Here is a 24,964-nt window from a genome sequence, read left to right as displayed (position 1 = left end):
CTTCTTTATTCTCACCCAAATAGTGGTGCTTTGGGGTCTTATTTTAAACCGCTATTTCATTCCCATCGACAACTCAGATCAAATAATCACGCTAAGCGGATTACCCTTCAGCGGATTCTCGAGGATCCAGCTCCGCTTTTGGTCGAAGAGATAAGCGCGGTGGACGAGCACGCGAACCTCCTGACCCGCCTTCAACGTTTCTTTCTCCAGGGAGCGGAACGTCGTTAGGGTATGCCCCCCGACCTCCACCTCCACCAGCCATTCGCTGCCGCGGAAATGCAGGTGCTTCACGACGCCTGGGGCAGTCGCGGATAACAATGTAAATTCGTGATCGGTACCTACTTCGATGTATTCCGGACGGATCAAGGCTTTCGTCTCCGGCCCTCCGCTTTCCTCCTCGAAGCCTTTCAGGTCGGCGGCACGTTCCACCAGCGTCGATTGCCCGATAAACGAAGCCACGAACGGGGTTTCCGGCTCCTTGTAGATATCCCAAGGCGTCCCTTTTTGCTCCAGCCGTCCCTGATTAATAATCATGATTTCGTCAGCCACCTCAATCGCTTCATCCTGGTCATGAGTGACGAAAATCGAGGTGATCCCTACTCGCTCGATCAACTCGCGTAGCCACGAACGCAGCTCCTGGCGGATCTTGGCATCGATCGCGGCAAAAGGCTCATCCAGCAGCAACAACTGCGGCTGCGGAGCCAAAGCGCGGGCAAAGGCAACCCGTTGGCGCTGCCCCCCCGACAGTTGATGCGGATAGCGGTTCTCGAATCCCCGCAGCCCGGTCAGCTCGACCAGCTCCATGACCCGCGCTCGCGTGTCCGCCTTTGACACCTTCTTCACTTGCAGGCCGAAGGCAATATTATCGAATACCGTCATATGCTTAAAGAGAGCGTAACTTTGGAAAACAAAGCCGATTCCGCGATCCTGCGGTGCCAGCTCGTTAACCCGCTGCCCATGGAATAGAATCTCCCCGCCATCCGGCTGCTCCAGGCCCGCTAGCATGCGAAGTATCGACGTTTTGCCGCCCCCGCTAGGCCCCAGCAAACCGATCAATTGACCCTTTTCGATGCCAAAACTGACATTTTGGACGGCATGGAAGCTGCCAAAATGCTTATCCAAATTCCGCACTTCTACATGCATGCAAAACCACACATCCCTTCCGGTTTCCAAAGAACTGAATTATTAAATATTCAGATGAATTTACTTGGATTTGTTTATTAAGAATAGATTACCAAACCGCAAGCATTCCGTCAATCTGAAAAAAAGCAGTAGCCAAGCGGTTTGAGCGGTTTTTTTGCTATACCCTGAACAAAAACCGGCCTTCCCCGAATCTGTTTTCTACAGGGGATGGACCGGTTTTGTCAATTAGTGTTATAAAGTGTTGATGCTATGATGGTGTAATTGGATAAAGCGAGAAGTGAAAACAAAAACGCCCTATGACGTTATGCGGTAAATGCTGTGGCTTAACATTTTGACGTGCGCGACAGCGGCCGGCTTAATCTCTTCAAAGGTCAGCCGATCCTGGATGTAGTAAGAGATAAATCCATGCATACCCAAAAACATGCTGAGCGGAAGAGACGGATTGTTCTCCAGCGGATGCCTCTCCTCCTGCAAAAAACTGCGGATGATGGACTCGAACATATTGAAGCATTTGGCCTGTTCGCTGCGACAGTACGCCAATATTTCCTCATCCCTGAGCATAAACATGATTTCGTATTGGTGCGGATGCTCCAAGCCGAATTTGATGAATTCCAGCATGAGTTGCTCTGCTTTGGTCAGCCCGTCGGTAGGCGGCCGTTTGGTCACCTGCTCGCACAGATGGGTCAGCGACTCGAAATCTTTCACCACGATGGCATAAAACAACTCGGCTTTTTCCTTGAAGTGATAATAAAGCGAGCCGTGACTGTATCCCAAATGCTGACCGATGCTCCTCATGGAAATCCCGCGGTACCCTTTGGTAATGAACAAGTGCCGGGCCGCTTCCATAATTCTTTCTCTCGACAACTCCTGATCAACTGCTCTTCTTGCCATAGGCATTATTCCCCTTCAATAAAATAAACCTTTTCACCTTCCGTCATCACGGCCTGCCCTCCCGTCAAATCGGTCATCCAATCCATAAAGGCTTGCGCCTCCGGATGATGCGGCAGACAGCATAGTGTCACCTTATCCGCAAACCCCGTATCTCCCGTACGGATGCCGCGGTTACGCAATTCATTCTCCACTTTACCTAGCCAAGTGTAATCCAGCTCCACGAATACTTGCTGATGAAGCACACGGGAAATGGCTTCCCCTGCTTCAATCGCTGCGACGGCTCCGTCAGTATATGCCCGGATGAGACCGCCCGCCCCCAGCATGATCCCTCCGAAATACCGGGTTACGACGATGGCGACGTTCTTGAGGCCCTGATTTTTGATCACCTCCAAAATCGGCTTACCGGCTGTTCCGCTCGGCTCCCCGTCGTCCGATTGCTTTTGGATTTCATCCCGTTCCCCGATCATGTACGCGGAACAGTTGTGCGTGGCGTTCCAGTGCTTCTTCTTGATCTCCTCAATAAACTGAAGCGCATCGGCTTCGGTTTCCACCGGTTTCACGTGCCCGATAAACCGTGATTTCTTGATGACGATTTCTTGTTCTCCGGCTTGCCTAACCGTCTTGTACTTTTCCAGCATATGAGACCATCCTTATGAATGTGCCAAGAAGCAGCTCCTCCGGCATCTTCCGGCGAACTGCTTCCTGACATTCTAACTTCAACGCATTTACTACTACCTGGCCTTACTTATTCGGAAAGACGGGCTTCCAGTTCGGCCTTTTCCTTCTCGTAACCCGGCTTGCCAAGCAGTGCGAACATGTTCTTCTTGTACGCTTCGACACCCGGTTGGTCAAATGGATTGACGCCCAGCAGGTAACCACTGATACCGCAGGCTTTTTCAAAGAAATAAACCAGGTAACCAAACGAATATGGCGTCATGTCCGGCACATTCACGACCAGGTTAGGTACATGGCCATCGGTATGTGCCAGCAGCGTGCCTTGGAACGCTTTCTTGTTGACGAAATCAAGCGTTTTGCCGGACAGGAAGTTCAAACCATCCAGATCGGCCGGATCGGATTCAATCGTGATGTGGCTAGGCACCTCAGTCACTTGAATCACCGTTTCGAAGATGTTCCGGTTGCCCTCTTGGATGAATTGACCCATGGAGTGCAGATCGGTGGAGAAATCAACCGAAGCCGGATAGATCCCTTTGTAATCCTTGCCTTCGCTTTCGCCGTACAGCTGTTTCCACCATTCCGATACGTAGTGCAGGGAAGGCTCGTAGTTGACGAGGATTTCCGTCACTTTGCCTTTGCGGTACAACGCGTTACGTACGGCTGCATATTGGTAGCTGGCGTTCTCGGCGAGGTTCGGGTTGCTGAATTCCTTCGACGCATCGGCTGCGCCTTGCATCATTTCTTCAATATTAATACCGGCAGTCGCAATCGGCAACAGGCCAACTGCGGTCAGAACGGAATAACGTCCGCCAACGTCGTCCGGAATGACGAACGTTTCGTAACCTTCTTCGGTGGACAGCTTCTTGAGCGCCCCTTTTGCTTTGTCAGTCGTTGCGTAAATGCGCTTACGCGCTTCTTCCTTGCCGTATTTCTTCTCCAGCGCAGCGCGGAAAATGCGGAAAGCGATCGCCGGTTCTGTTGTCGTCCCCGATTTGGAGATGACGTTCACCGAAAAATCCTTGCCTTCAATCAGTTCAAGCAGGTGATTCACGTAAGTCGAGCTGATGTTGTTACCGGCAAAATAAATTTCCGGCGTCTTGCGCTTGTCCTTCGGCAACAGGTTATAGAACGAATGGGACAGCGATTCGATCGCCGCGCGCGCGCCCAGGTAGGATCCGCCGATGCCGATGACGATCAGAACATCGGAATCGTTTTGGATTTTGGCTGCCGCATTCTGGATGCGGGCAAACTCTTCTTTATCATAGTCGGTCGGCAAGTTGATCCAACCCAAGAAGTCGGAACCTGCCCCGGTACCTTTATGTAGCTGCTCATGAGCCGTGCGAATCGGCTCCGCAAAATAATCGACCTCATGCTGCCCAACGAATTGCAGGGCTTTGCTGTAGTCAAACGTCACTTTTTTGGACATTGCTGAAACTCTCCTCCGTCTAATATTTATCACACTGACCTATCCAAGAGGAAACGTTCAAAAGCTGCTGTCTGGTAAAAAAAGCCGGTCTGAACGCCGCCTCAAACAACTTAAAACTAGGATACTGTAAATTCCCGGCAATGACAAGGGCACAATATACAGGTTTCCACGCGCCGTGCTAAAATAATTAAATGATGTTCAATTCTTTTGGAAGATGGTGACGAACTTGAAAAAAATCGGATTTATCGGCCTCGGGACGATGGGTGCGCCTATGGCATCCAACCTGCTGAAAGCAGGTTATCCTGTGACCGTGTTTAACCGGACCGCATCCAAAGCAGCGCCCCTTGCCGAGCAGGGAGCTTCCGTGGCACCTTCGCCGAAGGAAACCGCCGTGTGGGCGGACGTCGTAATCACGATGGTCAGCAACGATGAGTCCATCGCCGAAGTATACGAAGGCGAGAATGGCGTATTGGCCGGAATCCGGCCCGGGACCACCGTCATCGACTGTTCGACGATCTCGCCGGCACTCGTCAAACGCCTAGCCGCACAGATTGCTGAGCTTAGAGGCACGTTCCTCGACGCCCCAGTGACCGGCAGCTCGCCGGCCGCAATCGACGGCACCCTCGTATTTATGGTCGGCGGTTCTGCAGAGACTTTAGCGCAAGTGATGGATTTGTTTGACACGATGGGCAAAAAAGTGCTGCACATGGGCGACAACGGCAGCGGTGCCGTCGCTAAGCTGGCCCATAACACGATTGTCGGCATCAACAACCTGGCGCTGGCCGAAGGGTTTGCCATCGCCGCCAAATCGGGTCTGCCAGCAGACCGCTTCCTAGAACTCGTGCAGCTGGGTTCCGCCGGCAGCAAAGCCGCGGAGCTGAAGGGACGCAAAATCATCGAGCACGATTTCACGAATCAGTTCTCGCTTGCCTTAATGCTGAAGGATCTGAAGCTCGCGTCTGCGCTGACCGACGGCTCGGGCATTCCGGCGCCGATGCTGAGTCTGGCTAAGAGCCTGTTCCAATCTGGCCAAACCCAAGGCTTCGGCGAGGAGGACCTCTCCTCCGTCGTCAAGCTGTATGAAGCTTGGATTGGCAAACAAATCGGCGAATGAGCCTTCAGATTATGAAATAAAGGCAGGTACAGCGACATGGAATCGCTGATACCTGCCTTTTTGATTAGCTATGAGGCTTAAGCTCCTGCCCCATAAGAGCAGCAGTAGTCGGTGACGCTGCGCACCTCCAGCTTGAAGGAAGACTTGGCAGGAACGGTGAACGTTCCGCGCCCGCTGATTTCCCGCCACAGCGTTTCGCCGGGAAGCAGCACTTTTAGGTCTCCGGACAAAATGTCCATCACTTCCAGCGAGTCCGTGCCGAACTCATATTCCCCCGGGAGCATGATTCCCAGTGTCAGTTTGCTTCTGTCCGGAAGCCAAACGGTCCGGCTCGTAACTTTGCCGTCAAAATAGATGTTGGCTTGCTTCTCTACGGTTACATTTTGCAGTTTCTCTGTCACGTTCCCCTCTCCCTTCTTCCCCTCTAAGCGGTTGTTCAAAAAGTCGTCTTTTAATCACCTTCCCGGTGCTGAAAATCCGACTTTTTGAACTCCTATTCTTATTTATTTCAATTGGGCTTTCACGTGGTTAACCACGTTTTCTACCGTGAAGCCATACTCTTCGATGACCTTGTCGCCAGGTGCGGAAGCCCCGAATTTATCGATGCCGATGACCGAGCCTTTCTCGCCGACAAAACGATCCCATCCGAACGGATGCGCCATTTCTACAGCAACGCGGGCTTTAACGTCCGGCAGGATAACGGAGTCCTTGTAAGCCTGATCCTGTTTATCAAACAGATCCACGCTCGGCAAGCTGATGACGCGAACCTGGATGCCTTCTTCGGCCAAAGCGGCTTGCGCTTTTACCGCGAGTTGGACTTCCGAACCCGTAGCGATGATTTGCGCAACCGGTTTGCCGTCCTTCGCGTCGGATACGACGTAACCGCCGCGTTTGATCCCTTCGCGAGCCGCTTCCGCCGTTTTCTCCAGGATCGGCAGGTTTTGACGAGTCAGCACCAGGACGACCGGATTCGATTTGTTCTCTACCGCATAAGCCCATGCCGCCGACGTTTCATTGCCGTCCGCCGGACGGATGACCGTCAAGCCTGGGATGATCCGCAGGGAAGCGAGCTGTTCGATAGGTTCGTGAGTAGGGCCGTCTTCGCCGACCGCGATGCTGTCATGCGTCAGCACGTAAGTCACCGGCAACTTCATCAGTGCGGACAAACGCACTGCCGGACGCAAGTAGTCAGTGAACACGAAGAACGTGCCGCCGAACACTTTCAGACCGCCATGCAACATGATGCCGTTCATGGCAGCAGCCATACCGAACTCGCGAACGCCGAAGTACAGGTTGCGGCCATCGCGGGTTTCCGGTGTATACATCGCCAGATCGTTCAAATGTGTCATTGTCGAGCTTTCCAGGTCGGCGGAGCCGCCCAGCAGTTGCGGTACGTTTGGAGCAAGTCCGTTGAGCGCGTTACCAGAAGCTACGCGCGTGGAGACCGCTTTGTCTGTTGCGCTGTACTTAGGCAGCTTCGCATCCCAACCGGATGGCAGATCGCCGGCAATCGCTTGCTCGAATTGAGCGGCCAACTCCGGATATTGTGATTGATATTGCTTAAACGTTTCTTGCCAAGCTTGATAAGTGGCAATTCCACGTTCTTTAACTTTGGCAAAATGCTCGCGTACTTCTTGCGGAACATAGAAATCTTCTTCATATACCCATTTGTAATTCTCTTTGGTCAGCTTCGCTTCTTCAGCGCCCAACGGGGAGCCGTGGGTACCGCCATGGCCGCCTTTGCCTTGCTTGTTCGGGCTTCCGTAACCGATCACTGTCTTCACTTCGATCAGCGTTGGACGTTCAGTGTCGCCTTTCGCTTCTTCGAGCGCCGCTTCGATGGCCGCCAGATCGTTCCCGTCTTCTACGCGCAGCGTTTGCCAGCCGTAAGCTTCGAATCGTTGACGCACGTTCTCCGAGAAGCTAAGATTCAGCTTGCCGTCCAGCGAGATATCGTTAGAGTCATAGAGGAAAATCAATTTGCCAAGCTTCAGGTGACCGGCGAGCGATGCCGCTTCACTGGCCACGCCCTCCATCAGGTCGCCGTCGCCGCAGATGCCGTACGTATAGTGATCGATCACTTTCAGATTGCCTTTATTGTAAGTCGCAGCCAGTTGGGTTTCTGCAAGCGCCATCCCTACTGCCATCGCCAAACCTTGACCAAGCGGGCCGGTTGTCGCATCCACACCAGCGGTATGACCAAACTCCGGATGACCCGGCGTTTTACTGCCCCATTGGCGGAATTGTTTAATTTCTTCCATCGGGAGGTCGTACCCGGACAAGTGCAGTAAGCTGTACAGCAGCATGGAGCCATGGCCGGCGGACAAGACGAAACGGTCGCGGTTGATCCAGGTTGGTTCGTCCGGATTATGGTTCATCGTTTTGGCAAATAGTTGATATCCCATTGGGGCGGAACCCATCGGCATGCCAGGATGGCCGGATTTCGCTTTCTCGATCGCGTCGATCGCCAGCGTACGAATGGTAGTGATCGAGAGTTTGTCGATCGTGTTGTTTTCTGAAAGTGACATTCGTGTTTCCTCCTTCATTATGAAAAGATCGTTGAAAACCATGAAACATTTAACGCTCCGATTACAAAACAATCATTTTGAAAAAATCATTTTGACTTTATCTATTGTAGCACTTCCTACTCCCCTTTTCCATACCATTATTCCCAACCATTCCCCTGTAAATGAGCTTTTTTCGTGTTGCTCCTGCCCCGTTAATAATTCCCTTGCTTTTTAGGAACATATGTTCTATACTATGTGAAAACATTCACCTCTGGATCCGGCAAAAATCCTTATCTATTAGGAGGCTAAAGATCATGATTACCCGTATTCCAACTCCGTTTAGCTATTCTTCCGCCGTTACGGCCGGCGACTATGTCTTTCTCGGTCTGCACCGAGGTTTTGGCGACGACTTCACCGTGCAAATCCACGATGTCTTCACCCAACTGAAATCCACCTTATCCGCGTGCGGATGCCCGCTGGAACGGTTGGTGAAAGTGAATGTGTATCTCAAGCATATTCAGGATCTGCCTGAGATGGAGAAGGTATTTTTCGAGTACTTTGAGCAAAACCATTGTCCGGCGCGCATGACCTCCACCACTGAATTCATCGATACCGATTGTCTTCTGATGATTGACGGGATCGCCTACCGGGGAGAGGAATAACGTAAAAACCGGCATCATGACGAGCTGACACGCTGCCCATGATGCCGGTTTTGTTATCCAAATCTCATGAATGAGGCCGTTAGTTGAAAACGACCGTCTTGTTCTGGTGGACCAAAATCCGGTCCTCGATATGCCATTTTACAGCCCGGGCTAGCACAACCCGCTCGATGGTCCGACCGATTCGTTTCAGTTCGTTCACGTCGTCACGGTGGCTTACACGCTGCACGTCCTGCTCGATGATCGGTCCGCCGTCCAGTTCCTCAGTCACGTAATGCGCGGTGGCGCCGATGATCTTGACCCCGCGGTCATAAGCTTGAGCATACGGCTTACCTCCCACAAACGCCGGCAGGAACGAGTGGTGAATGTTGATTAGGCGATTGCGGTACGGCTCGATCAGCGCCGGGGAGACAATTTGCATGTATCTCGCCAATACGATTAAATCGACGTTGCCTCCGACGATCTCCAACTGCTTTTGCTCGGCTTCGCGTTTCGTCTCTGGCGTCACCGGAATGTGGTGGTACGGAATCCCAAACGATTCGACGTATTCCTTCATATCCGGATGATTGCTAACGACCATGGAGATTTCCGCATCCAGGTCTCCGGCTTGCCATTGCCAAAGCAGCTCGACCAGGCAATGATCCTCCTTGGATACGAAAATCGCCAGCTTCTTCTTGCGGCTCAGCTGATAGATGTTCCACTGCATCCGGAACTGCGAGGCGATCGCTTCAAAATCGCTCCTCAGCGCCGCAATCCGCCCGTCCAATCCATCCAAATCGAATTCGACCCGCATAAAAAACATGCCGCCCTCCGGATCCATCGTATACTGGTCCGACTGCACGATATTCGCCCCATGCTCGTGCAGGAAGCGGGATACCGCGGCAACGATCCCCGGCCCGTCCGGGCAGGAGATCAACATGCGCGCACGGTTGCTCTCATAAGGTTTGACGGGTTGTCCGCCCGTTTTGATATGCGTATCCATTGTTCTTCCATTCCCCTTGCCACAAATGATGTCTTCGTTATTTACCCGCGCCGGCAAACCAGGCCACCAGGCGTTGGTTCACCTGCTCTTCCGTCAGCTCTGGGAACAGGCTGGCTTCCATCGCGAGGTCGTACAGCCGCTCCATCGGCTCGCGCGGATCGGCCTTCTTCGCTTTGGCATCGTTCTTGAGCAGATTCCACGTATCCAGCACGAAGGAACGGGCCCCGATGTCCTGCTTGGCAAAAAAGTCGGCCAAACGCTCCACATCGCTCAGGAACGATTCACCAAACCGTTCGCGGACGTTCCCGCGCAGCAGCGCGATCTCAACTTCGTACATCGGGCGTTGAGTTTTCGCTTCCTTCCCGACCCAAGGCGTCTCCAGAATGAACGGTCGGCCTTGCAGCGCCTCATGATGGACGACGCGGTGGATCGCATCGAAGCCAATCCAGCCGGAGCCGATCGGCGTATGGCGGTCTTTTGCCGCGCCAACCGGGTTTTTGCTGTCATTGATGTGAACGACTTCAATCCGCTTTAATCCAATTGTATCGTCGAATTTCTTCAGGACGCCGTCCAGATCATTTACGATATCATAGCCGGCGTCATGGATGTGACAGGTATCAAGGCAGATAGTTAAGCGCTCGTTGTGTTGGACTTTCTCGATAATCTGCGCGATTTCCTCGAAGCTGCGACCGATCTCCGTCCCTTTGCCGGCCATGGTTTCCAGCGCGATGCAAACGTCGGTTTCACTCGTTCCGTTCAGCACTTCGTTAAGGCCTTCCGCAATGCGATTCACCCCGTACTCCGCATCCTTGTCCGTAAAAGCGCCGGGATGAAGCACGATGTTACGTACGCCAAGCGCATGGGTACGACGGATTTCCTCCTGCAGGAAATCCACGGCAAGCTGGTACGTGTTCGATTTGTAAGAACCTAGATTGATAATGTAAGGCGCATGGACGACGATTTCGTCGATACTGGCTTGTTTCATCGCCGCTTGGCCTTCTTCAATATTCATCGATTCGATCGGTTTACGCCGCGTATTTTGCGGTGCCCCGGTGTATATCATGAAGGAGCTGGAGCCGTAGGTTACCGCCTCGGCCGTTGCGCTAAGCAGGCCCTTGTCCGAGAACGATACATGGGAACCAATTTTCAGCAAGGTATTTTCCCCCTTTTGGACATTAAATCGCTAAACAAACCTATTTTAGCTTGAATGCTGAAATAAATAAAGAAATAAGGTATAATTTTAGCAGATTATCTCAGTTTTGAAAGATTCAATTTCTACTATCATAATATCCGAATTGTTAGCGAAAAGCGAAATCCGTTCCGAGGTGATGAATCGTGCTGCAATCTACCGTTTACATACTAACCGCCCAAGGCCCGAATCGCTGGTTTATGAACAGCATCGCGTTTTGGGGTTTCGTGCTGCTTGGCATGATGGCGATCGGCGGCTTCTTTATGTTCCGCAAATTTTTGAAGGTACTTCCGAAGGCTGACGGCATGTCGAAGCTGGACTGGCAGAACCATTGGGTCGAGCAGAGCCGCCACCTATGGACGGACGAAGCCAAAGCGTTCCTCGACCGGTTGGTCGAGCCTGTACCGGGACCGTTCCGGGACATCGCCAAGCATTCGATCGCCGCGGAGATCGGCAAAATTGCGCTGCAGGAGGAAGCCTCCGAGGTCACGCAGGAGCACTGTATCCGCGGTTACATCGTAGCCACGCCAAAACGCGACAACAAGTTCCTTGTTAAGTTTCTGGAAAATAATCAGATCGATTATCAACCCTATCGGCATTTAATGAACAAATAAGCGCATATGCACAAATTCACATCCGGCTCCTTGTCTTGCACTAGGCAGCCGGATTTTTACGTAGAGGAGGATTCAGGAAAACATGAAAACGGTGATCTTCGGGGGCTCGGGGTTTATCGGCCGGGCGCTGGCCAAGTTTTGGCTGAGCCAAGGACACGAGGTAATGATTGTCACGCGTGGAGGTACCGGGGGAAAGCGCTGGCTGCAGGAGGCTGCTGCTTCCGACGCTTTGCTGACCTCCACAACGTGGTTGGAGTTGGAGAGAAATCCTGTGCTACTGGAAGGCGTTTCAACCATCGTGAATCTGGCCGGAGCTACACTGAATCAGCGTTGGTCGAAACCGACCAAGCAGCGGATTCTAGAGTCCCGCCTGGAGTCCACCCGAGCGGTTGCCCGCGCCGTTGAGCGAATGAAACTAAAACCCGAGGTTGTTGTACAAGGTTCCGCAGTTGGCATTTATGGCACTTCGCTCTCAGAATCGTTTGACGAGAGCTCGTCCATACCATCACCTCCCCCCGATTTTCTCGCCGAAGTGACAACGGCTTGGGAGGAGACGGCAGACCGGGAATTCCGCGGAATTCGCGTAGTCAAGCTGCGCACCGGGGTCGTACTGGGGCAAGGCGGCGGCGCGTATCCGTTGATGCGCCTCCCCTATCAGCTTGGCATCGGAGGAAGTATCGGCAGCGGCAAGCAATGGGTCCCTTGGATTCATATTCAGGATATGGTGAGGCTGATTGATTACTGTGCCACTCATCCGGAAGTTCGCGGCCCGGTGAACGCAGTGAGCCCGCATCCGGTGACGAACCTTGATTTCGGGCGCACCGTATGCCGCGTGCATCGCCGTCCCTTCTGGCTTCCGCTGCCGGCGGCGGTGCTCCGAGCCGCGTTAGGCGAGATGTCGCTCCTGCTGCTCGAGGGGCAGCAGGTCATTCCCCGCGCGTTGCTAGAGGCTGGATTCACCTTCACTTATCCTGATTTAGAATCGGCGGTCGCCGATCTGAAGTCCTAAAATGATCAACGGCCCGGAGACTGGAATTCCAGTCTCCGGGCCGTTGTCATTATCAACATTCAGGCATTTACATCCGCGACTTCGTGAGCAAATACAAGAAATAAGGCGCACCGATAATAGCTACTACAATCCCGGTTGGGATCTCAGCCGGCTGAAGCACCCAGCGGCCTAGTGTATCGCCTAGGATAACAAGCAAACCACCAGCCAGCGCGGAGGCAGGGAGTAAATACTCATGCTTGGGTCCAACCAGCCGGCGGGCCAAGTGCGGCGCGATCAGCCCCACGAAGGAGATGCCTCCGCCCACGGCGACGCAGGCGCCGGTCAAACCAACCGCGGCAGCCAAGAGCCCCAGACGGGATCGCTCCAATGGAGTGCCGAGACCCGTCGCGGTTTGATCTCCCAGATTGAGCACATTCAGCGCGCGCGACTTCAAGAACACGTAAGGAAGCAGTACGATCAGCCAAGGCAGAAGCGCCAGCACGTACTTCCACGACGTTCCCCAAATACTGCCGACCAGCCAGATTTGCAGCATCTGAAAATTTTCCGGACGCAAGCGCAACTGCAGAACGATCATCGCGGCATTGATACCGGCAGCAACCGCAATCCCAACCAACACCATTCGGACGGGGAGCAAACCGTAATTTTTTTTGAAGGAGAGTACGTAAAGCAAGGTCGCTGCCCCGGCCGCTCCAAGAAAAGCCAGGACCGGCATCATATAGACGGGGGCGCTCGTCGTCGTCGGATAAAACGAAATAAACAGCGTTACCGCAAGGCCAGCTCCGGCATTGATTCCAAGCACCCCGGGATCGGCCAGCGGGTTACGGGAGATGCCTTGGAAGATACAGCCGGCAACCGCCATCCCCATTCCGATCAGCACGGAAATCACGATGCGCGGCAACCGGAATTCGAATAAAATCAGCTCTTGTTTATCTGTCCCAATGCCAACCAGGGTCCTAAACACATCGAGCGGCGACAGACGGATGTATCCGGTATTCATACTAAAGATGAATACGGCAAGGATCAATAGCGCAAAGACGGTCATAACGATATAAGCTTTACGGGCTTTCTGCCGCAAATGCATAGGGGCTTCGATTCGGTTCATTCCAATCCCCCCTTCTGCTTCATGGCGAGATACAGGAAGAACGGCACCCCGATGACGGCAATCAAAGCGCCAATCGGCGTTTCATGCGGTGGATGAACCATCCGCGCCAAAATATCTGCAAATACCATCAACAAACTGCCAAGCAGGGCCGAGGACGGGATCACCCAGCGATAATCAACGCCAACTAAAAAGCGAGCCACGTGCGGAACCAACAAGCCAACGAACCCAATCGCACCGACAATCGAAACCGCACTGCCGGCTAGAACCAACACGATGAGCATGCCAAGCGCCTTAATCAAGCGTGTTCTTTGGCCCAAGCCGGTCGCCACCTCTTCGCCGAGGCTGAGCAGAGTAATCGATTTCGACAGCAGCAAAACGCAGAACAACCCGGCGAACACCCAAGGTGAGACCAGTTTGATTTGCAGCCAATTCGCACCTGCAATCGCGCCAGCGTACCAGAATGCAAGATCCTGTCCAATATTGAAGTAAATCGCAATCCCCTCGCTGATTGCGGTCAGCAGCATACTGACGGCCGCCCCTGCCAACGTCAGTCGAACCGGAGACATGCCTCCCTTGGACATGGAGCCGATGCCGAATACGAGTCCGGCACCCAGCCCGGCTCCGATAAACGAATAAAACATCGTTAGCAGGAATGAGGTGCCTGGCATCAACGCAAAGCTAATGGCCAGGGCCAGCCCTGCGCCGGAGTTAAGTCCCAATAAGCCGGAATCAGCCATCGGGTTGCGTGTCATCCCCTGCATAATGGACCCGGCTACCGCAAGCGCCGCGCCGATTAATGCAGCCGCCAAAGCCCGCGGGAGCCGCAGCTCCATAATAATTTGATGCTGAGTTTGCTCCGCCTGAAAGTGGAACAGCGCATCCCAGACGGTAGTGAGGTGAATATCTGCCGCCCCAACGGAAATCGAAAGGCAAATGGCAAACAGCAGCAGCACGGCACCGCCGAATAAAATCAAAGTTGCCGCAAGCGGGCGGGAACGGTAGCGTGGTTTGGTAGATTGGGTTATTGCCGACATGTCGAGAACCATCCTTTAATCAATTTTGCCGAAAAATAAGAGCATGAAATATGTAATTGAGAATCATTCTCGTTCATTATACCCGCTTTTCCGGTGAGAATCTACGGCCATTTCAAATTTGGTCCATGACTTTCCGGTCAAGCGTGGGCGATAATCCCCTAAACCTCCTTGCTCAAGAAACCTCCGCACCGAATTTAAAGCTCGTCTCCGCTAAATAAAACGTGTCGTCCGCCTGCAAAGGATATTCTTTATATGGAGCCACACTCTCCCCGTTTAACCGAGTCCCATTCTTCGATCCTAGATCCTTGAGTAAACAGCCGCGCGAAGTGACCAAAATCTCCACATGGGCACGGGAAACGCCTGCGGTATTCTCCACATATTGAACGATCTCTTCGGAGCGCCCGATTACGAAGCTTCCTGGGGTCAACGGAATCCGCTCTGACACGCCACCGCCCTCCTCGAAACGATCTAAATAATAGTGCGGGCTGCGACCGTTCAAAGATCGATCTTGTCCCTGCAGCATGGACCGGCTCAGCAGCACTGTAGGGGGAGATCCCCCCACTTCGGGTTCAGATTCACTCGCTGCTTCCGCGGATTCCGGCATCTCATACGAAAGCTCAGTCCGCGGCACGAACGACTCCACCGAGGACCTGGCTGGAAAAACGCCAGAAGACTCTAAAGCTTCAATATTTCTATTGTAGAATGAAGAGCCCGATGGTCGTTCTGCGGATAATCCCAGAAGTCCCGATACTCCTAGCGCCTCAGGGGCTTCCTCCAACACTGTTCCTTCCGCTTCTTCTTCCACTGCCGCGTAACTGCGCAGCTTTCGCCATAGAACAAATCCGGCAGCCCCTAAAAGTACGGTAACCGCTATGCTTAGCGATAACCCGAAGGCTCCGGGTCGATCAAAATAGAGAAGCTTCCAACACAACGCATCCACAAGCAGCACCCCGAGCACAAGGTAAGTCGGTTTGATCTGCATTTCACTCGGCGATGCCTTCTCGTCGAGTCCCGCCCATTCTTCCCGTTTAACGTTTACATCGTTAACGGCACTGCCTGCCCAAGTTCCCGATTCCGCAGGCTCCCGTAACGGTAGATATTCCCTAACTACGGCAGAACGAGGAAATGACGGAGAAGGCTCCGAAAGCCTTGGCAACGGCTCCTTTACTGTCGTTGATGTTCTCCTTGCCTCCGCATTGCTTTCCGGCTTGATATCCGGTTCGTCCGACAACAAACGCAACAGCATTTTTTTAAGTTCTCCCAAAGAAAAAAGCTCATCCCCACATAACCGAATCAACTGCGGGATTCCATCCCCTTCGACATGTGTGACGCAAGTGAGCAGTCGGGTCATCAATGATAACAGCATCTGGGACAGCGGGAGAGCGGCCGGCATCTCCTTCCAAGGAACATAAGTAAAATACAGCGACCCGCTGGATAGCGGCTCCTCCACAAAAATATGCGTCTCATCGAGCAAAAAACCGGATGGGGACAACATATACCTCTTGCTATCTTCCAGCACAGCAACCACTTGGAGCAGCAAACCGTAAAACTCCGGCATGCCGATTTTGTCGCTGCGTAAGCACTGAGACAGCATTCTTTTTCCCGTAATGTCATAGTGCAAACTGATTTGATAATCAACCTCGCGAATGTCGAGCCGCAGCAGGTTCGGCACGGTCACCGATGCCAGCATGGCGCGCTGGACGCGATTCAATTGTTCAGGCTTCAGCCCTTCTTTAGCCTCAAGAATCATGTAGGTTCCGCCGTCCCTAACAAAATCGGCAACTAACTCTGGCATGGCACGCCCCTCCTCGCACGTCACATATAGTAGATCGCCAGTATCGCCCCCGGCAGCACGGCTAACATAAACGGAAACTGCAATTGGCCTTTGGCGGCAATCTGAATGGGGAGCGTACTTCGCAGGGCGGCTGCTCCAAGGACGCTACCGGTGATGCGACGCAGACGAACCCCAGTCTCACGACGCCAAATCAAGATGATTAAGCCGATGCACCCTGCAGCCAAAATCGAATACATCATCGTCGATAGAGCGAAAGCGATTCCCATCCAGGCCCCAATTCCTGCAAACAGCTTGACATCGCCTCCTCCAACCGCACGCAGTAAATACAGTGCAAACATCAGACCAAATCCAGATGCAGCCCCGGCAACAGCGAACCAAGCACCAATCCAGCCCTCCATCAAAAGGTGATAGGACAGTCCGGACCAGATTCCCGTTATCGTGATGATATTAGGAATTTTCATCGTTCTCAAATCCGTGACGAAAGCCGCAAGTAACATCAATAAACAACTCCCTAACTCAACCATCAGCCCTTGCACTTCCTTCCTATTCCGAATGCGGACTTGCCACCTCGAACCCGGCTGTCGTGCGCAAGCCCTCTCCCGTTTCAATCACGAAACTCCACGTCCCCGGCGTAGTGTTTCCCCCAACCAACCAGGTCCAAGCAATCCTGCCTTGATCATCCGCAGTCGCTTCCCCTAAATATTTCGCCTGGCTAACCCCGCTTTTATAATAGATGGTCAGCTTGGCGCTAGTCCCGGGAGCAACCTGGGCAACGATCGTCGCCCGATGTCCGGCATACGCCGGGTCTGGCTTGGAGACCACAACCGCCGCTTCCCCGGTTTGGCTGTCTCCGCTTCCAGCCCCCGAATCCAGTTCGCCGGTATCGCCGATCCAAAGACGCTCTTCCGCCCTCGTTTGCAGTACCATCCGCCGCCCGGAAAACGGGACCTTCAGCGGAAGCTCGTAACTCACCTCTAGTCCGAAATAAGGCTGCTTGCCCGTCTTCAAGTCTGGAACCGTGACACGATTGACATGCAAGCGTTCTTCCTCCAGCAAGGTCCCTTGCAGGAACGGGCGTAACATCGGTTTAACCAACGGGTCCAAAACAGCTTCCACCGCATTCGTCTTTAACTCTTGCAGCGGTTCGTCGCCTTTACGCGCAGCATCGGTTATCCATGTCGATAGAGGGGCCGGCAGTTTTGCCGCATATTGTCCCGCCCATTCCTCAAGCGACAGGGACGGCATTCGCCAAGAGAACGGGCTGTTTCCCGAAACCATTCCCTTATTGCGGGAACCCCCCGCTCCATTCAAAGGAGCGGTTCCCTGACCCGTCTCCCCGACCGGTGTCTGCGTTTCTTGCTGCCCGCTGCTCTGCGCCTCGACCGCAATCGCCACCGGATAGATATGTGCGGAGATTTGTTTGACAGCATTCGCTGCCGCCGCATGCAATTGTCCGAATAGCAGCGTCATATGGACAAGGAAAATGAACCAGAATACGACCAACACGAAGACGGGAGCGATCAAAGCAGCCTCCAACGTGATACTTCCTAATGACCCCTTTTCCCGGAAGCGTTGTGCCTTCGATCCTTCAATATGAGAAGTCCGCTTGTTTGGCAACATAGTACCGGCTTCCTTCCACGTTTCCTTTCAATACGCCGACCTTACCCAACGTTTTACATACCCCGGGCAAAAACCATAAAGGCATTGCCACCGTCACTTTCCCTTTGACATAGGTGGCTCGCTCCGCCGGATCGATCCCGGTATTCAATGATATAACGGCAAGCATTCGCGACAACCGCTGTTCGCTGCGGCCATGCAGCAGCAGAAACAACCGGAGATGATCCCGATAGGTCAGATCAACCTTAAGGTAGTCGCTTAACTGGATTTTCCCGTCCCGGGTTAATGCGATCATATCCTGCAAGGCATGCTGCGCTCCGTACAGCAGGGCTGCGGCAAACACCAGTAAAGGATTCCCTTTGGCCGCGTTCTTGCTGAAGCCCTCCATTGTCCGAATGGCCAGACGCATTGCAAAAATCTCTCCAAACGCGGCTGCGACATTCCCTCCCGGATTATGCATACCGTACAAAATATACTCGACCTCTTGGCTCTCCGGCGCGAATTGCTCGCGGATCACTTCAAGCTTGTCCGCTTGGCCTTTGCCCTCTAGCAAACCGTTCAAGGCGCTGACATCCAGGAAGTGAAAATAACTCGCAACGTACTCCATTTGAAATACGGAGTCCGACATCCCTCCCATCAGTCCTGCCAAACCGCCGTACAATCCGTCCATCCTTCCCATGGAGGCTTGTCCCGCCTCACTTGGATCATCGTTCAAGGCGGCCGAGGCAGACCCGTCTCCAGAGGTGGAACGGTTTAACGATCGATTGGCTTCCATCTTCACCTCTAGTTGATCGAATTTGGCCTGGTGCTCTTTCAATCCGTTTTTGAGCTGTTCGATTTCACGGATCCAGCCGGCTGCCTCCTTCAGCTTGGCGCTTGCTGCCTTCTCTGTCGCCTTCCGCTCCTTATCGGAGGACCGGTGACTGTCCAGCCGACGAGCGCTCGCATCCAGCACATTGGCTGAACCCGGAGTGACGAATTGCCGGAGATAGGCATCGCATGCCTCAGCCGTGCTATTCACGCCCGAAGCGAAAGATGTAGACGAAGCCGTCGCCGATAATACAGATTCGCTTTGCGCTAGGAGCGAGGTTCCGGTGTTCCGGAGTCCGGCGAACGCCGCCGACTGCCGATCGATATCCGCGGTCAGGCCGGCAAACGTCTCCTCGGATAGCAGCAGGGATCCGGCTTGGCTCCGGATATTGGCGATGACGTCGCCGTCGCCGACCGGACCGGAACTGCCACCGCGGGTGCTCGTCCCGGCTGACACTTCGTTATAACCCGTTTGCTCCGGGCGCTTTTCCGCCTCTTCAATCGTTTGCCGCATCTGATCATTGATCCGCCGCGCTTCCTCCAGCAGGGCCCTAGCCTCTGGCAGGCGTGAGGCATGGTTCTGCTCTGCAAGCCGTTGATCGCGGTCCAGTTTAGCAAACATCCCGCTGGTTGTTGAACGGTAGCGGCTGATTTCCGCCGTATACATCCGATCCTCGGGTTCCTTACCCGCATCCGCCTCGACTTGGCTCACATAAGCGGGATAATTCGCCGCAGCGTCGGGCAGCGTGGAGATATCGCCGTTCCAGGCTTCCCCGTGGGTCCCGCCGCTTCCCACTGACAGTACTTCCGCATAAGGCCCTACTGCATTGGCCGCTTGCCGCTGCTTCTCCAGAAGTTCATCCAGCTTGGCTTCCCTCTGGTCGTAAAGCTTCTGTAATTTTCCCAGCAAATCCACCGTATTCGAAGCTTCCTTCATCACTCCGGCCATCGGTTTAAAGCGATTCAACAGATCTATAGTTACGTCGATCGGTGCCCGGTATTTCATTTGTTCGCGGATTTGTTGCTCGAACACGGGATAGGTTCCGATGGGACGCAAAAATTCGACAGAAGAAGAATCTAATTGGGCTCCCAGCAAAGGTAACCCCTCGCTACGTCCGACCAGTTCGAGCTGGTCCTGAAGCACCTTTGCCATAATGTAGTTCCCGTCGGTTTGCCCATATGCAAATAGGCCGTACCGTTCGGCCAGTTCCCGGTCGTAAGCGGACAGGACGGACCTCGAAGCCGCATGCGTCAAAGCTTCTGCTTTGGCCTGCAGGGCGAACATTCTGGCAAAATCGATAAACAGGGCGACAAATGCGAATACCGCGGCAAATATCACGATAAAAAATACCGTAACCGCTCCTTGCTCCGAGCGTTTCCGTTGGAACACCGCCATCCTCCTTTCCCATCATCGCGATGATTTACCAAACAGCTTCAGCGCCTCCTGCGCCTCCTGCTTATCCATCCCCCCTTGCCCCCTACCGCTTCGGAATTTCTCGCCGTAATAGCTCGCAAGCTCCACCGTCCGAATCCATTCCACCGGTTCGACGACATAGGCCTCCGCACGCCCGCTCTGGTTGACATCGCCAATCCAGCCCTCCAATGGAGCCAGCGGAACCAGCCGTTCTAAAGCTACGCTTACTTTACGCATGAGCAGCCGGTTGTCGTAGCGCACCTCCCCGCTAAGGCCCTTAGGCACTTCAGCTCCTGTCCGACTTAGCTTCCGAACCGGGAGCGACTGCCCTGCCTCTCGATCTTCCGCCGGCAAATTCAGCTTGGCGGTCCCGCCTTCGCCGTTCCAGTCAAATACAGCCTGCAGCATACCGTCATCCCCTAGGCGCCAATAGAGGGGATCGTACTCCCCTTCGTCAAAGGCGCCAGTCAAACTGTCCTGATGGCTATTCTCCCAGTTGTAAGCCGTTCGCTCCGCTGCAACGGTGGCAGCCTGACCCACAAGCACATGTTGATACAGGTAGAGGCAGAAGAACAGGAGAATGAGCACCGTGTAAAAAACCATCGGAAGCACCAATGAGGCTTCGATCGTAAAGCCCCCGCGTTGATCCCGCCATAGGCCCATAATTACTCTCCGTCCATGAAGTCTTCGGTCTTTGACTTGGCTTTCCCAAGCAAGCTCTCGACGATGTCTCTCAACTGATCTCGGAAAATCACTGCAATTATGACGATCACCGCGATAATTAAGATCATTTCTAGCATTCCCAGCCCTTCTTCATTGCGCCATGCCCCTTTGATTTCCTTGCGAAATGCAGTCAACATGTTGATTCCTCCTCTGCTCGAATTTACAAATTCATAATCATAAACGCCGGTGCGCCCACCAGAATCAGTACCGCCATAAACAGCAGCACCATGGGGAAAACCAGCTTGGACGATGCCTGCTCGCCCAGCGTTTTGCCGACGGCTTTGCGTTTCTCCCAGAGCGAATGGGACAAATCTCGCAACGCCAGTGCAAAATCTTCTCCGCCGCGGCGGTAGTTTAAGAGAACCGCCGTAGCAAACGCGGAGACCTCCTGAATACCGCAACGTTTGCTGAAACCTTCCAACGCTTGCTGAAACGAATCGCCCCCTTCCCATTCCTTTTGCATTTGTAGTAGCTCCCTGTATAAAGGATGGTTGGCTTGCTCCCGCTTGCGCTCCAGACATAGCTTAATCGCTTGCTGAACCGTTGAGCCTGCGCCAACCAGCAACACGATCTTGTTCAGCAACTCGGGCAGTTCAAGCAGAACGAGCTGCTCTCGTCGTTGTACCTTGCGATGGAGGTCGTTAATCAGCGCCATCGGCATCAACACGGCTAACAGACCCCCGATCAGCAAACCGCTGGCACCGCCGCTCAGCAAGGTCATCAAGCACCCGAAGATGAGAAATAGATAACCGTACGTGAGCGCTTCTGCCAACAACAACAAGGTCATTTCACCGCTGCGCCGATTCCCGCAGATTTTCTGCACGGCACGCTGAACCTTAAAAAAAAAGCGTGGAAGTCGCTGGGACACTTTGATCCGCTCCAAGAGCAGCAGCATCGGCGGCGATAGGCGCACGAGCCTTAACCCTTCCATGGTTAATCCCTCATAACTGCGGTAAAGTAACCGGGACTTCCAATAGGCATATAGCCAGCTTCCGCCTATGGCGGCCAGCAGCAATCCCGCGACCAGCAGGTACATTGGCAAAGGCCCCTCCTCTATAGCCGAATATCGATGATCTTTAACATCAGCCAAGCACAAACTGCATACAACAACAAAGCCAGTCCCGAGATCAACAATCCGACTCCCTGATGCAGCGGAAGCATATAGTCCGGGGAGGTCATCTGCATAAACAATAAGAACAAAATGGGGGCCGCCAGCATTGCCTTGGCTTCGAACCGTTTTTGGGCAATCATCACGCCAATTTCCTGACTGATTTCCAGCTTCTCGCCGATGAGGTTCGAGGTGCGTCGGACAACTTCAACCAAATCTCCGCCTGAACGCTTGCAGGTCGTAAATACATCCGCAAAGTTGTCGATATCCTCCAGTGCGGCCCGACGGCTGAAATCGAGTAGCGCTTCCTCGACCGGCTGTCCGTAATCCATACGTGCGCAGATGATCGCAAGCTCTCGCATGACATCGTTGTCCCCATCGGGATATAGAAGCTTTAAATCGTCGATCGCTTCGCGAAAGCCGTTCTCTACCGAACGACCAGAGGCCAAAGACGAAGATAACGAATATAATGCCTGCTTAAAATGCAGGCTCAGGTTCTCCCTTCTCCGGCGCAGTAAGTAGCTGCTCCAATATTTCGGCGCATACACGCCGCAAAGCGATAAGAGAAACGCCAGCGAGACCACCCGGAAGAAGACATAACCCAAGGCATAGAACGCAGCTCCTCCAACCAACATGCAAATGCCCCTTTGCTGTGCAGACAATGGATATACTCGATAATCCGCTAGTTTCGCCGGATTATCGGCAGCAATGAATCCAACCCTCCATTTCTGCAGATTTGCCCGCCTTTTTAGCAACGAAAACCCTCCCATCCTAACTCTGCATTAATTGAAAGGCATACCCGCCATGCGCAGCTTGTCCGTATGTATTAACCCTGTATCGCTGCTTTGCAGCTTGCCAACGATTCGACCGTTTTGTTCCCCTTCTTCCCAAAAAGTAAATAAGGGCTGAAGTACCACCTCCCCTTCCTGCAGACCAACGACCTCGGAAATTGCCGTTACTCGGCGCGAGCGATCGCGTAGACGCGACAAATGCACGAAAACGTCGATGGACGAGGCGATTTGCTGCCGAACGACCGGAAGCGGTAATTCGGCTCCGCTCAGCACCATCGTTTCCAGCCGACTGATCATATCCGCAGTGCTGTTGGCATGCCCGGTAGAAAGACTGCCGTCATGGCCGGTATTCATCGCCTGCAGCATGTCCAGTGCCTCAGCTCCACGCACCTCACCGACGACAATTCGGTTGGGCCGCATCCGCAGCGAGGATCGAATCAAATCGCGGACGGTAATTTCACCCTTCCCTTCCGTATTCGCATTCCGGGTTTCGAGCGATACTAGATTCGGTACCGTGACGATCTGCAACTCGGCCGAATCCTCAATCGTGATCACCCTCTCATCGGACGGAATAAACTGGGACAAAGCGTTCAAAAATGTCGTCTTTCCTGAGCCCGTTCCACCGCTGATAAAGATGTTATATTTGCTTCGAACAAGCCGTTGCAGCAGCTCCGCCGCTTCCTCGCTAAGCGAACCGATCGAGACTAATTGCTCCATCGTTAGCGGTCGTTCCGGAAATTTGCGAATCGTCATCGTCGGTCCCTTTAAGGCGACAGGCGGCAGTACGATATTGACCCGCGACCCATCCCGAAGCCGGGCATCCACGATCGGCGACGATTCGTTCACCATCCGATTAACGCCAGATACGATCGTTTGGATGATGTCCTCCAAGCGTTCCCGGGATTCGAAGCGGACAGGAATCCGCCTAACCTGCCCCTCCCGTTCAACGAATATCTCCTCATGGCTGTTAATCATAATTTCCGTGACACCGCGATCCTCAACGAGCGGTTGAAGGACGTCGAGTCCTCGAAACGAATCGTACAGCCTGCGCACCCATTTCCGCTTCTCAGCCGCGGTCGCTCCGCTCAAACGCCGGTCATCAAGCACGCGCCGCTCGATAAAATCGAGCAGCTGGTCGTCGTTCAAGACGGAGGTGACGTCCAGTCCCTGGCGGATTTCACTGCGCAGCGCCGCAAAGTCCGCTTCCTCCATCACTTATCCCTCCAGCGCCAGCGTGATTGGCCCCTCGCCATGGAGTTCGCTACATAGCCGAATCATATCGCGTTGATAAAGAGGGGAGTACAGCAAATCTCCTTGGCGGTTGCCTTGACTCCAGGCGGGAATGTGGGATAACGTTGCCTGAATTTTCAAATCCGGCCTTGGCAAATCCACCGACCGCTTCCCCGTATAACGATTTAGTACAAACCGGGCTTTCCCCAGCAGCGACCGGTAAAAATCTGGACGGGTGCGTTCAAGATGAGCCAGCCAGCCCCCGGTTTTGCGCATCACTCCCCAGTCGTCCGTGACGATCCATACAACACGATCAGCCCGCTCCAGGACCGCTTCCGTACGGCCGTCCGGAAAGGAATCCATATCCACGATCACCGAGTCGTACAAACCGCTGCCTGCGATGTACTCGAGTAACTCCGACGTATCCTTGCGTTCCATTTCCAGCAGCTCGTTGAGATTGTCCGGGGGAGCAAGCGTGTCCCCTTGCAGGACGGGATGCCTGTAGGCGTAAGCAGATATCGGAAACCGCGGCGGCTCCCGCCGGTCATCCGCCGCCTTCAGATCGTACAACAGCCGGGCCAACCCCGCCTGCCCCTCTCGTAAGCTCTGTCCGGCATGGGTCAGTTCACTGCCGATCGTCTCCAGGTTGAGGTAAAACACCTTTCCCCCCTCCGTCGCCAGCTGCCGAGCCAAATGAAGCGCAACCGTCGTCTTGCCGCAGCCGCCAACGGTAGAGTAAACCCCGATGACGATTGGCCGTCCGCGTGAAGGCATCGATGTCCCAAAGCCTCCTCGAACAAGCTCGACAACCGAAGAAAGCAACTGATGCAGCGGTTGATACTTCTCAATACAAAGGCCGTTGGCTCCTGTGAGATTGCCGTCTTCCCCCAGCTGAATGCAGCAGAGTCCAGGCCGCTTCAGCGGATCAACCGCCTCAAGAAATGTCGCATCCCCCAATATCGCGTCGATGTCCCCGCCGGACTCCAACACATATTGGGCAAATGCCTCCTTTCGGCTAAATGCCGTCACCACCAAACGCCGATCAAACTCGCTTGCATGCACATACCGCAGAAACGGGTCGATATACTCCTCTTCTTGCACGGCCAGCACCAATTTAATCGGAACCATGAT

General features: G+C 53.7%; 24 protein-coding genes. 4 read left to right on the top strand and 20 right to left on the bottom strand.

The features are described 5' to 3' along the window. Window positions 1–78 precede the first annotated feature (78 nt). From IM700_RS02150 to IM700_RS02135, 4 genes are all read right to left on the bottom strand, one after another. Window positions 79–1,143: a sulfate/molybdate ABC transporter ATP-binding protein gene (locus IM700_RS02150; protein WP_155606513.1), complete on the bottom strand. Its 1,065-nt coding sequence runs from the start codon at window positions 1,141–1,143 to the stop codon at window positions 79–81. A gap of 294 nt (window positions 1,144–1,437) precedes the next feature. Then, window positions 1,438–2,034: a TetR/AcrR family transcriptional regulator gene (locus IM700_RS02145; protein WP_059046549.1), complete on the bottom strand. Its 597-nt coding sequence runs from the start codon at window positions 2,032–2,034 to the stop codon at window positions 1,438–1,440. A 5-nt stretch (window positions 2,035–2,039) separates the two neighbouring features. After that, window positions 2,040–2,672 (bottom strand): YigZ family protein, encoded by a 633-nt coding sequence (locus tag IM700_RS02140; protein ID WP_155606512.1) that lies wholly within the window; start codon window positions 2,670–2,672, stop codon window positions 2,040–2,042. A 107-nt stretch (window positions 2,673–2,779) separates the two neighbouring features. After that, on the bottom strand, window positions 2,780–4,135 hold the full coding sequence (locus IM700_RS02135) for a glucose-6-phosphate isomerase (protein WP_193415486.1): 1,356 nt from the start codon (window positions 4,133–4,135) through the stop codon (window positions 2,780–2,782). A gap of 226 nt (window positions 4,136–4,361) precedes the next feature. On the opposite strand from IM700_RS02135, the gene IM700_RS02130 reads away from it, so the two are divergent. Further along, the gene (locus IM700_RS02130; RefSeq protein WP_193415487.1) at window positions 4,362–5,249 is read left to right on the top strand and encodes an NAD(P)-dependent oxidoreductase; all 888 of its coding nucleotides are present in this window, start codon (window positions 4,362–4,364) and stop codon (window positions 5,247–5,249) included. A gap of 77 nt (window positions 5,250–5,326) precedes the next feature. Here the strand turns inward: IM700_RS02130 and ppnP are convergent, their stop codons facing one another. Then, window positions 5,327–5,650 carry a pyrimidine/purine nucleoside phosphorylase gene (gene ppnP, locus IM700_RS02125; protein ID WP_193415488.1) on the bottom strand — a complete coding sequence of 108 codons (324 nt, stop codon included), beginning with the start codon at window positions 5,648–5,650 and terminating at the stop codon, window positions 5,327–5,329. A 102-nt stretch (window positions 5,651–5,752) separates the two neighbouring features. After that, on the bottom strand, window positions 5,753–7,777 hold the full coding sequence (gene tkt / locus IM700_RS02120; RefSeq protein WP_193415489.1) for a transketolase: 2,025 nt from the start codon (window positions 7,775–7,777) through the stop codon (window positions 5,753–5,755). Window positions 7,778–8,070: 293 nt separating this feature from the next. Between tkt and IM700_RS02115 the strand changes: the two genes are divergently transcribed. Next, window positions 8,071–8,418, top strand: coding sequence for a RidA family protein (locus tag IM700_RS02115; RefSeq protein WP_193415490.1), 348 nt, complete (start codon window positions 8,071–8,073; stop codon window positions 8,416–8,418). 79 nt (window positions 8,419–8,497) lie between these two features. Here IM700_RS02115 and purU read toward each other — a convergent pair whose 3' ends face one another. Then, entirely contained in the window at window positions 8,498–9,397 is a 900-nt protein-coding gene (gene purU, locus IM700_RS02110; RefSeq protein WP_193415491.1) for a formyltetrahydrofolate deformylase, read from the bottom strand. A 37-nt stretch (window positions 9,398–9,434) separates the two neighbouring features. After that, window positions 9,435–10,550 carry a deoxyribonuclease IV gene (locus IM700_RS02105; RefSeq protein ID WP_193415492.1) on the bottom strand — a complete coding sequence of 372 codons (1,116 nt, stop codon included), beginning with the start codon at window positions 10,548–10,550 and terminating at the stop codon, window positions 9,435–9,437. A gap of 236 nt (window positions 10,551–10,786) precedes the next feature. Between IM700_RS02105 and IM700_RS02100 the strand changes: the two genes are divergently transcribed. Both IM700_RS02100 and IM700_RS02095 read left to right on the top strand, forming a co-directional pair. Beyond that, window positions 10,787–11,200: a DUF2621 domain-containing protein gene (locus tag IM700_RS02100; RefSeq protein WP_193415827.1), complete on the top strand. Its 414-nt coding sequence runs from the start codon at window positions 10,787–10,789 to the stop codon at window positions 11,198–11,200. 82 nt (window positions 11,201–11,282) lie between these two features. Then, on the top strand, window positions 11,283–12,209 hold the full coding sequence (locus IM700_RS02095; protein WP_193415493.1) for a TIGR01777 family oxidoreductase: 927 nt from the start codon (window positions 11,283–11,285) through the stop codon (window positions 12,207–12,209). A 67-nt stretch (window positions 12,210–12,276) separates the two neighbouring features. Here IM700_RS02095 and IM700_RS02090 read toward each other — a convergent pair whose 3' ends face one another. From IM700_RS02090 to IM700_RS02035, 12 genes are all read right to left on the bottom strand, one after another. After that, window positions 12,277–13,311, bottom strand: a complete 1,035-nt coding sequence (locus IM700_RS02090) for a FecCD family ABC transporter permease (protein WP_193415494.1) — start codon at window positions 13,309–13,311, stop codon at window positions 12,277–12,279. Continuing rightward, a complete protein-coding gene (locus tag IM700_RS02085; RefSeq protein ID WP_239483500.1) occupies window positions 13,308–14,345 on the bottom strand; it encodes a FecCD family ABC transporter permease in 1,038 nt (345 codons plus the stop codon). Before IM700_RS02085 ends, IM700_RS02090 begins: the two co-directional genes overlap by 4 nt. Window positions 14,346–14,517: 172 nt before the next feature. Then, window positions 14,518–16,140, bottom strand: a complete 1,623-nt coding sequence (locus IM700_RS02080) for a DUF6382 domain-containing protein (protein ID WP_193415496.1) — start codon at window positions 16,138–16,140, stop codon at window positions 14,518–14,520. 20 nt (window positions 16,141–16,160) lie between these two features. Next, window positions 16,161–16,637: an A24 family peptidase gene (locus tag IM700_RS02075; protein WP_239483498.1), complete on the bottom strand. Its 477-nt coding sequence runs from the start codon at window positions 16,635–16,637 to the stop codon at window positions 16,161–16,163. Between the two features lie 46 nt (window positions 16,638–16,683). Beyond that, window positions 16,684–17,676: a pilus assembly protein gene (locus IM700_RS02070; protein ID WP_239483496.1), complete on the bottom strand. Its 993-nt coding sequence runs from the start codon at window positions 17,674–17,676 to the stop codon at window positions 16,684–16,686. Between the two features lie 52 nt (window positions 17,677–17,728). Next, on the bottom strand, window positions 17,729–19,963 hold the full coding sequence (locus tag IM700_RS02065; protein ID WP_193415499.1) for a TadE/TadG family type IV pilus assembly protein: 2,235 nt from the start codon (window positions 19,961–19,963) through the stop codon (window positions 17,729–17,731). 12 nt (window positions 19,964–19,975) lie between these two features. After that, entirely contained in the window at window positions 19,976–20,644 is a 669-nt protein-coding gene (locus tag IM700_RS02060; RefSeq protein ID WP_193415500.1) for a TadE/TadG family type IV pilus assembly protein, read from the bottom strand. Window positions 20,645–20,646: 2 nt separating this feature from the next. Further along, window positions 20,647–20,841: a Flp1 family type IVb pilin gene (locus tag IM700_RS02055; RefSeq protein ID WP_155606497.1), complete on the bottom strand. Its 195-nt coding sequence runs from the start codon at window positions 20,839–20,841 to the stop codon at window positions 20,647–20,649. A gap of 23 nt (window positions 20,842–20,864) precedes the next feature. Continuing rightward, complete coding sequence (locus IM700_RS02050; protein WP_155606496.1) at window positions 20,865–21,740, bottom strand: type II secretion system F family protein; 876 nt, start codon at window positions 21,738–21,740, stop codon at window positions 20,865–20,867. Between the two features lie 17 nt (window positions 21,741–21,757). After that, on the bottom strand, window positions 21,758–22,447 hold the full coding sequence (locus IM700_RS02045; RefSeq protein ID WP_239483495.1) for a type II secretion system F family protein: 690 nt from the start codon (window positions 22,445–22,447) through the stop codon (window positions 21,758–21,760). Window positions 22,448–22,594: 147 nt separating this feature from the next. After that, entirely contained in the window at window positions 22,595–23,815 is a 1,221-nt protein-coding gene (locus tag IM700_RS02040; RefSeq protein WP_193415502.1) for a CpaF family protein, read from the bottom strand. 3 nt (window positions 23,816–23,818) lie between these two features. Then, entirely contained in the window at window positions 23,819–24,961 is a 1,143-nt protein-coding gene (locus IM700_RS02035) for a nucleotide-binding protein (RefSeq protein WP_193415503.1), read from the bottom strand. Between the last annotated feature and the right edge of the window lie 3 nt (window positions 24,962–24,964).

The sequence above is a fragment of the Paenibacillus rhizolycopersici genome (genome assembly GCF_014947195.2).
GTDB classification, from domain to species: Bacteria; Bacillota; Bacilli; order Paenibacillales; family Paenibacillaceae; genus Fontibacillus; species Fontibacillus rhizolycopersici.
This window is presented reverse-complemented; position numbering and strand designations above follow the sequence as displayed.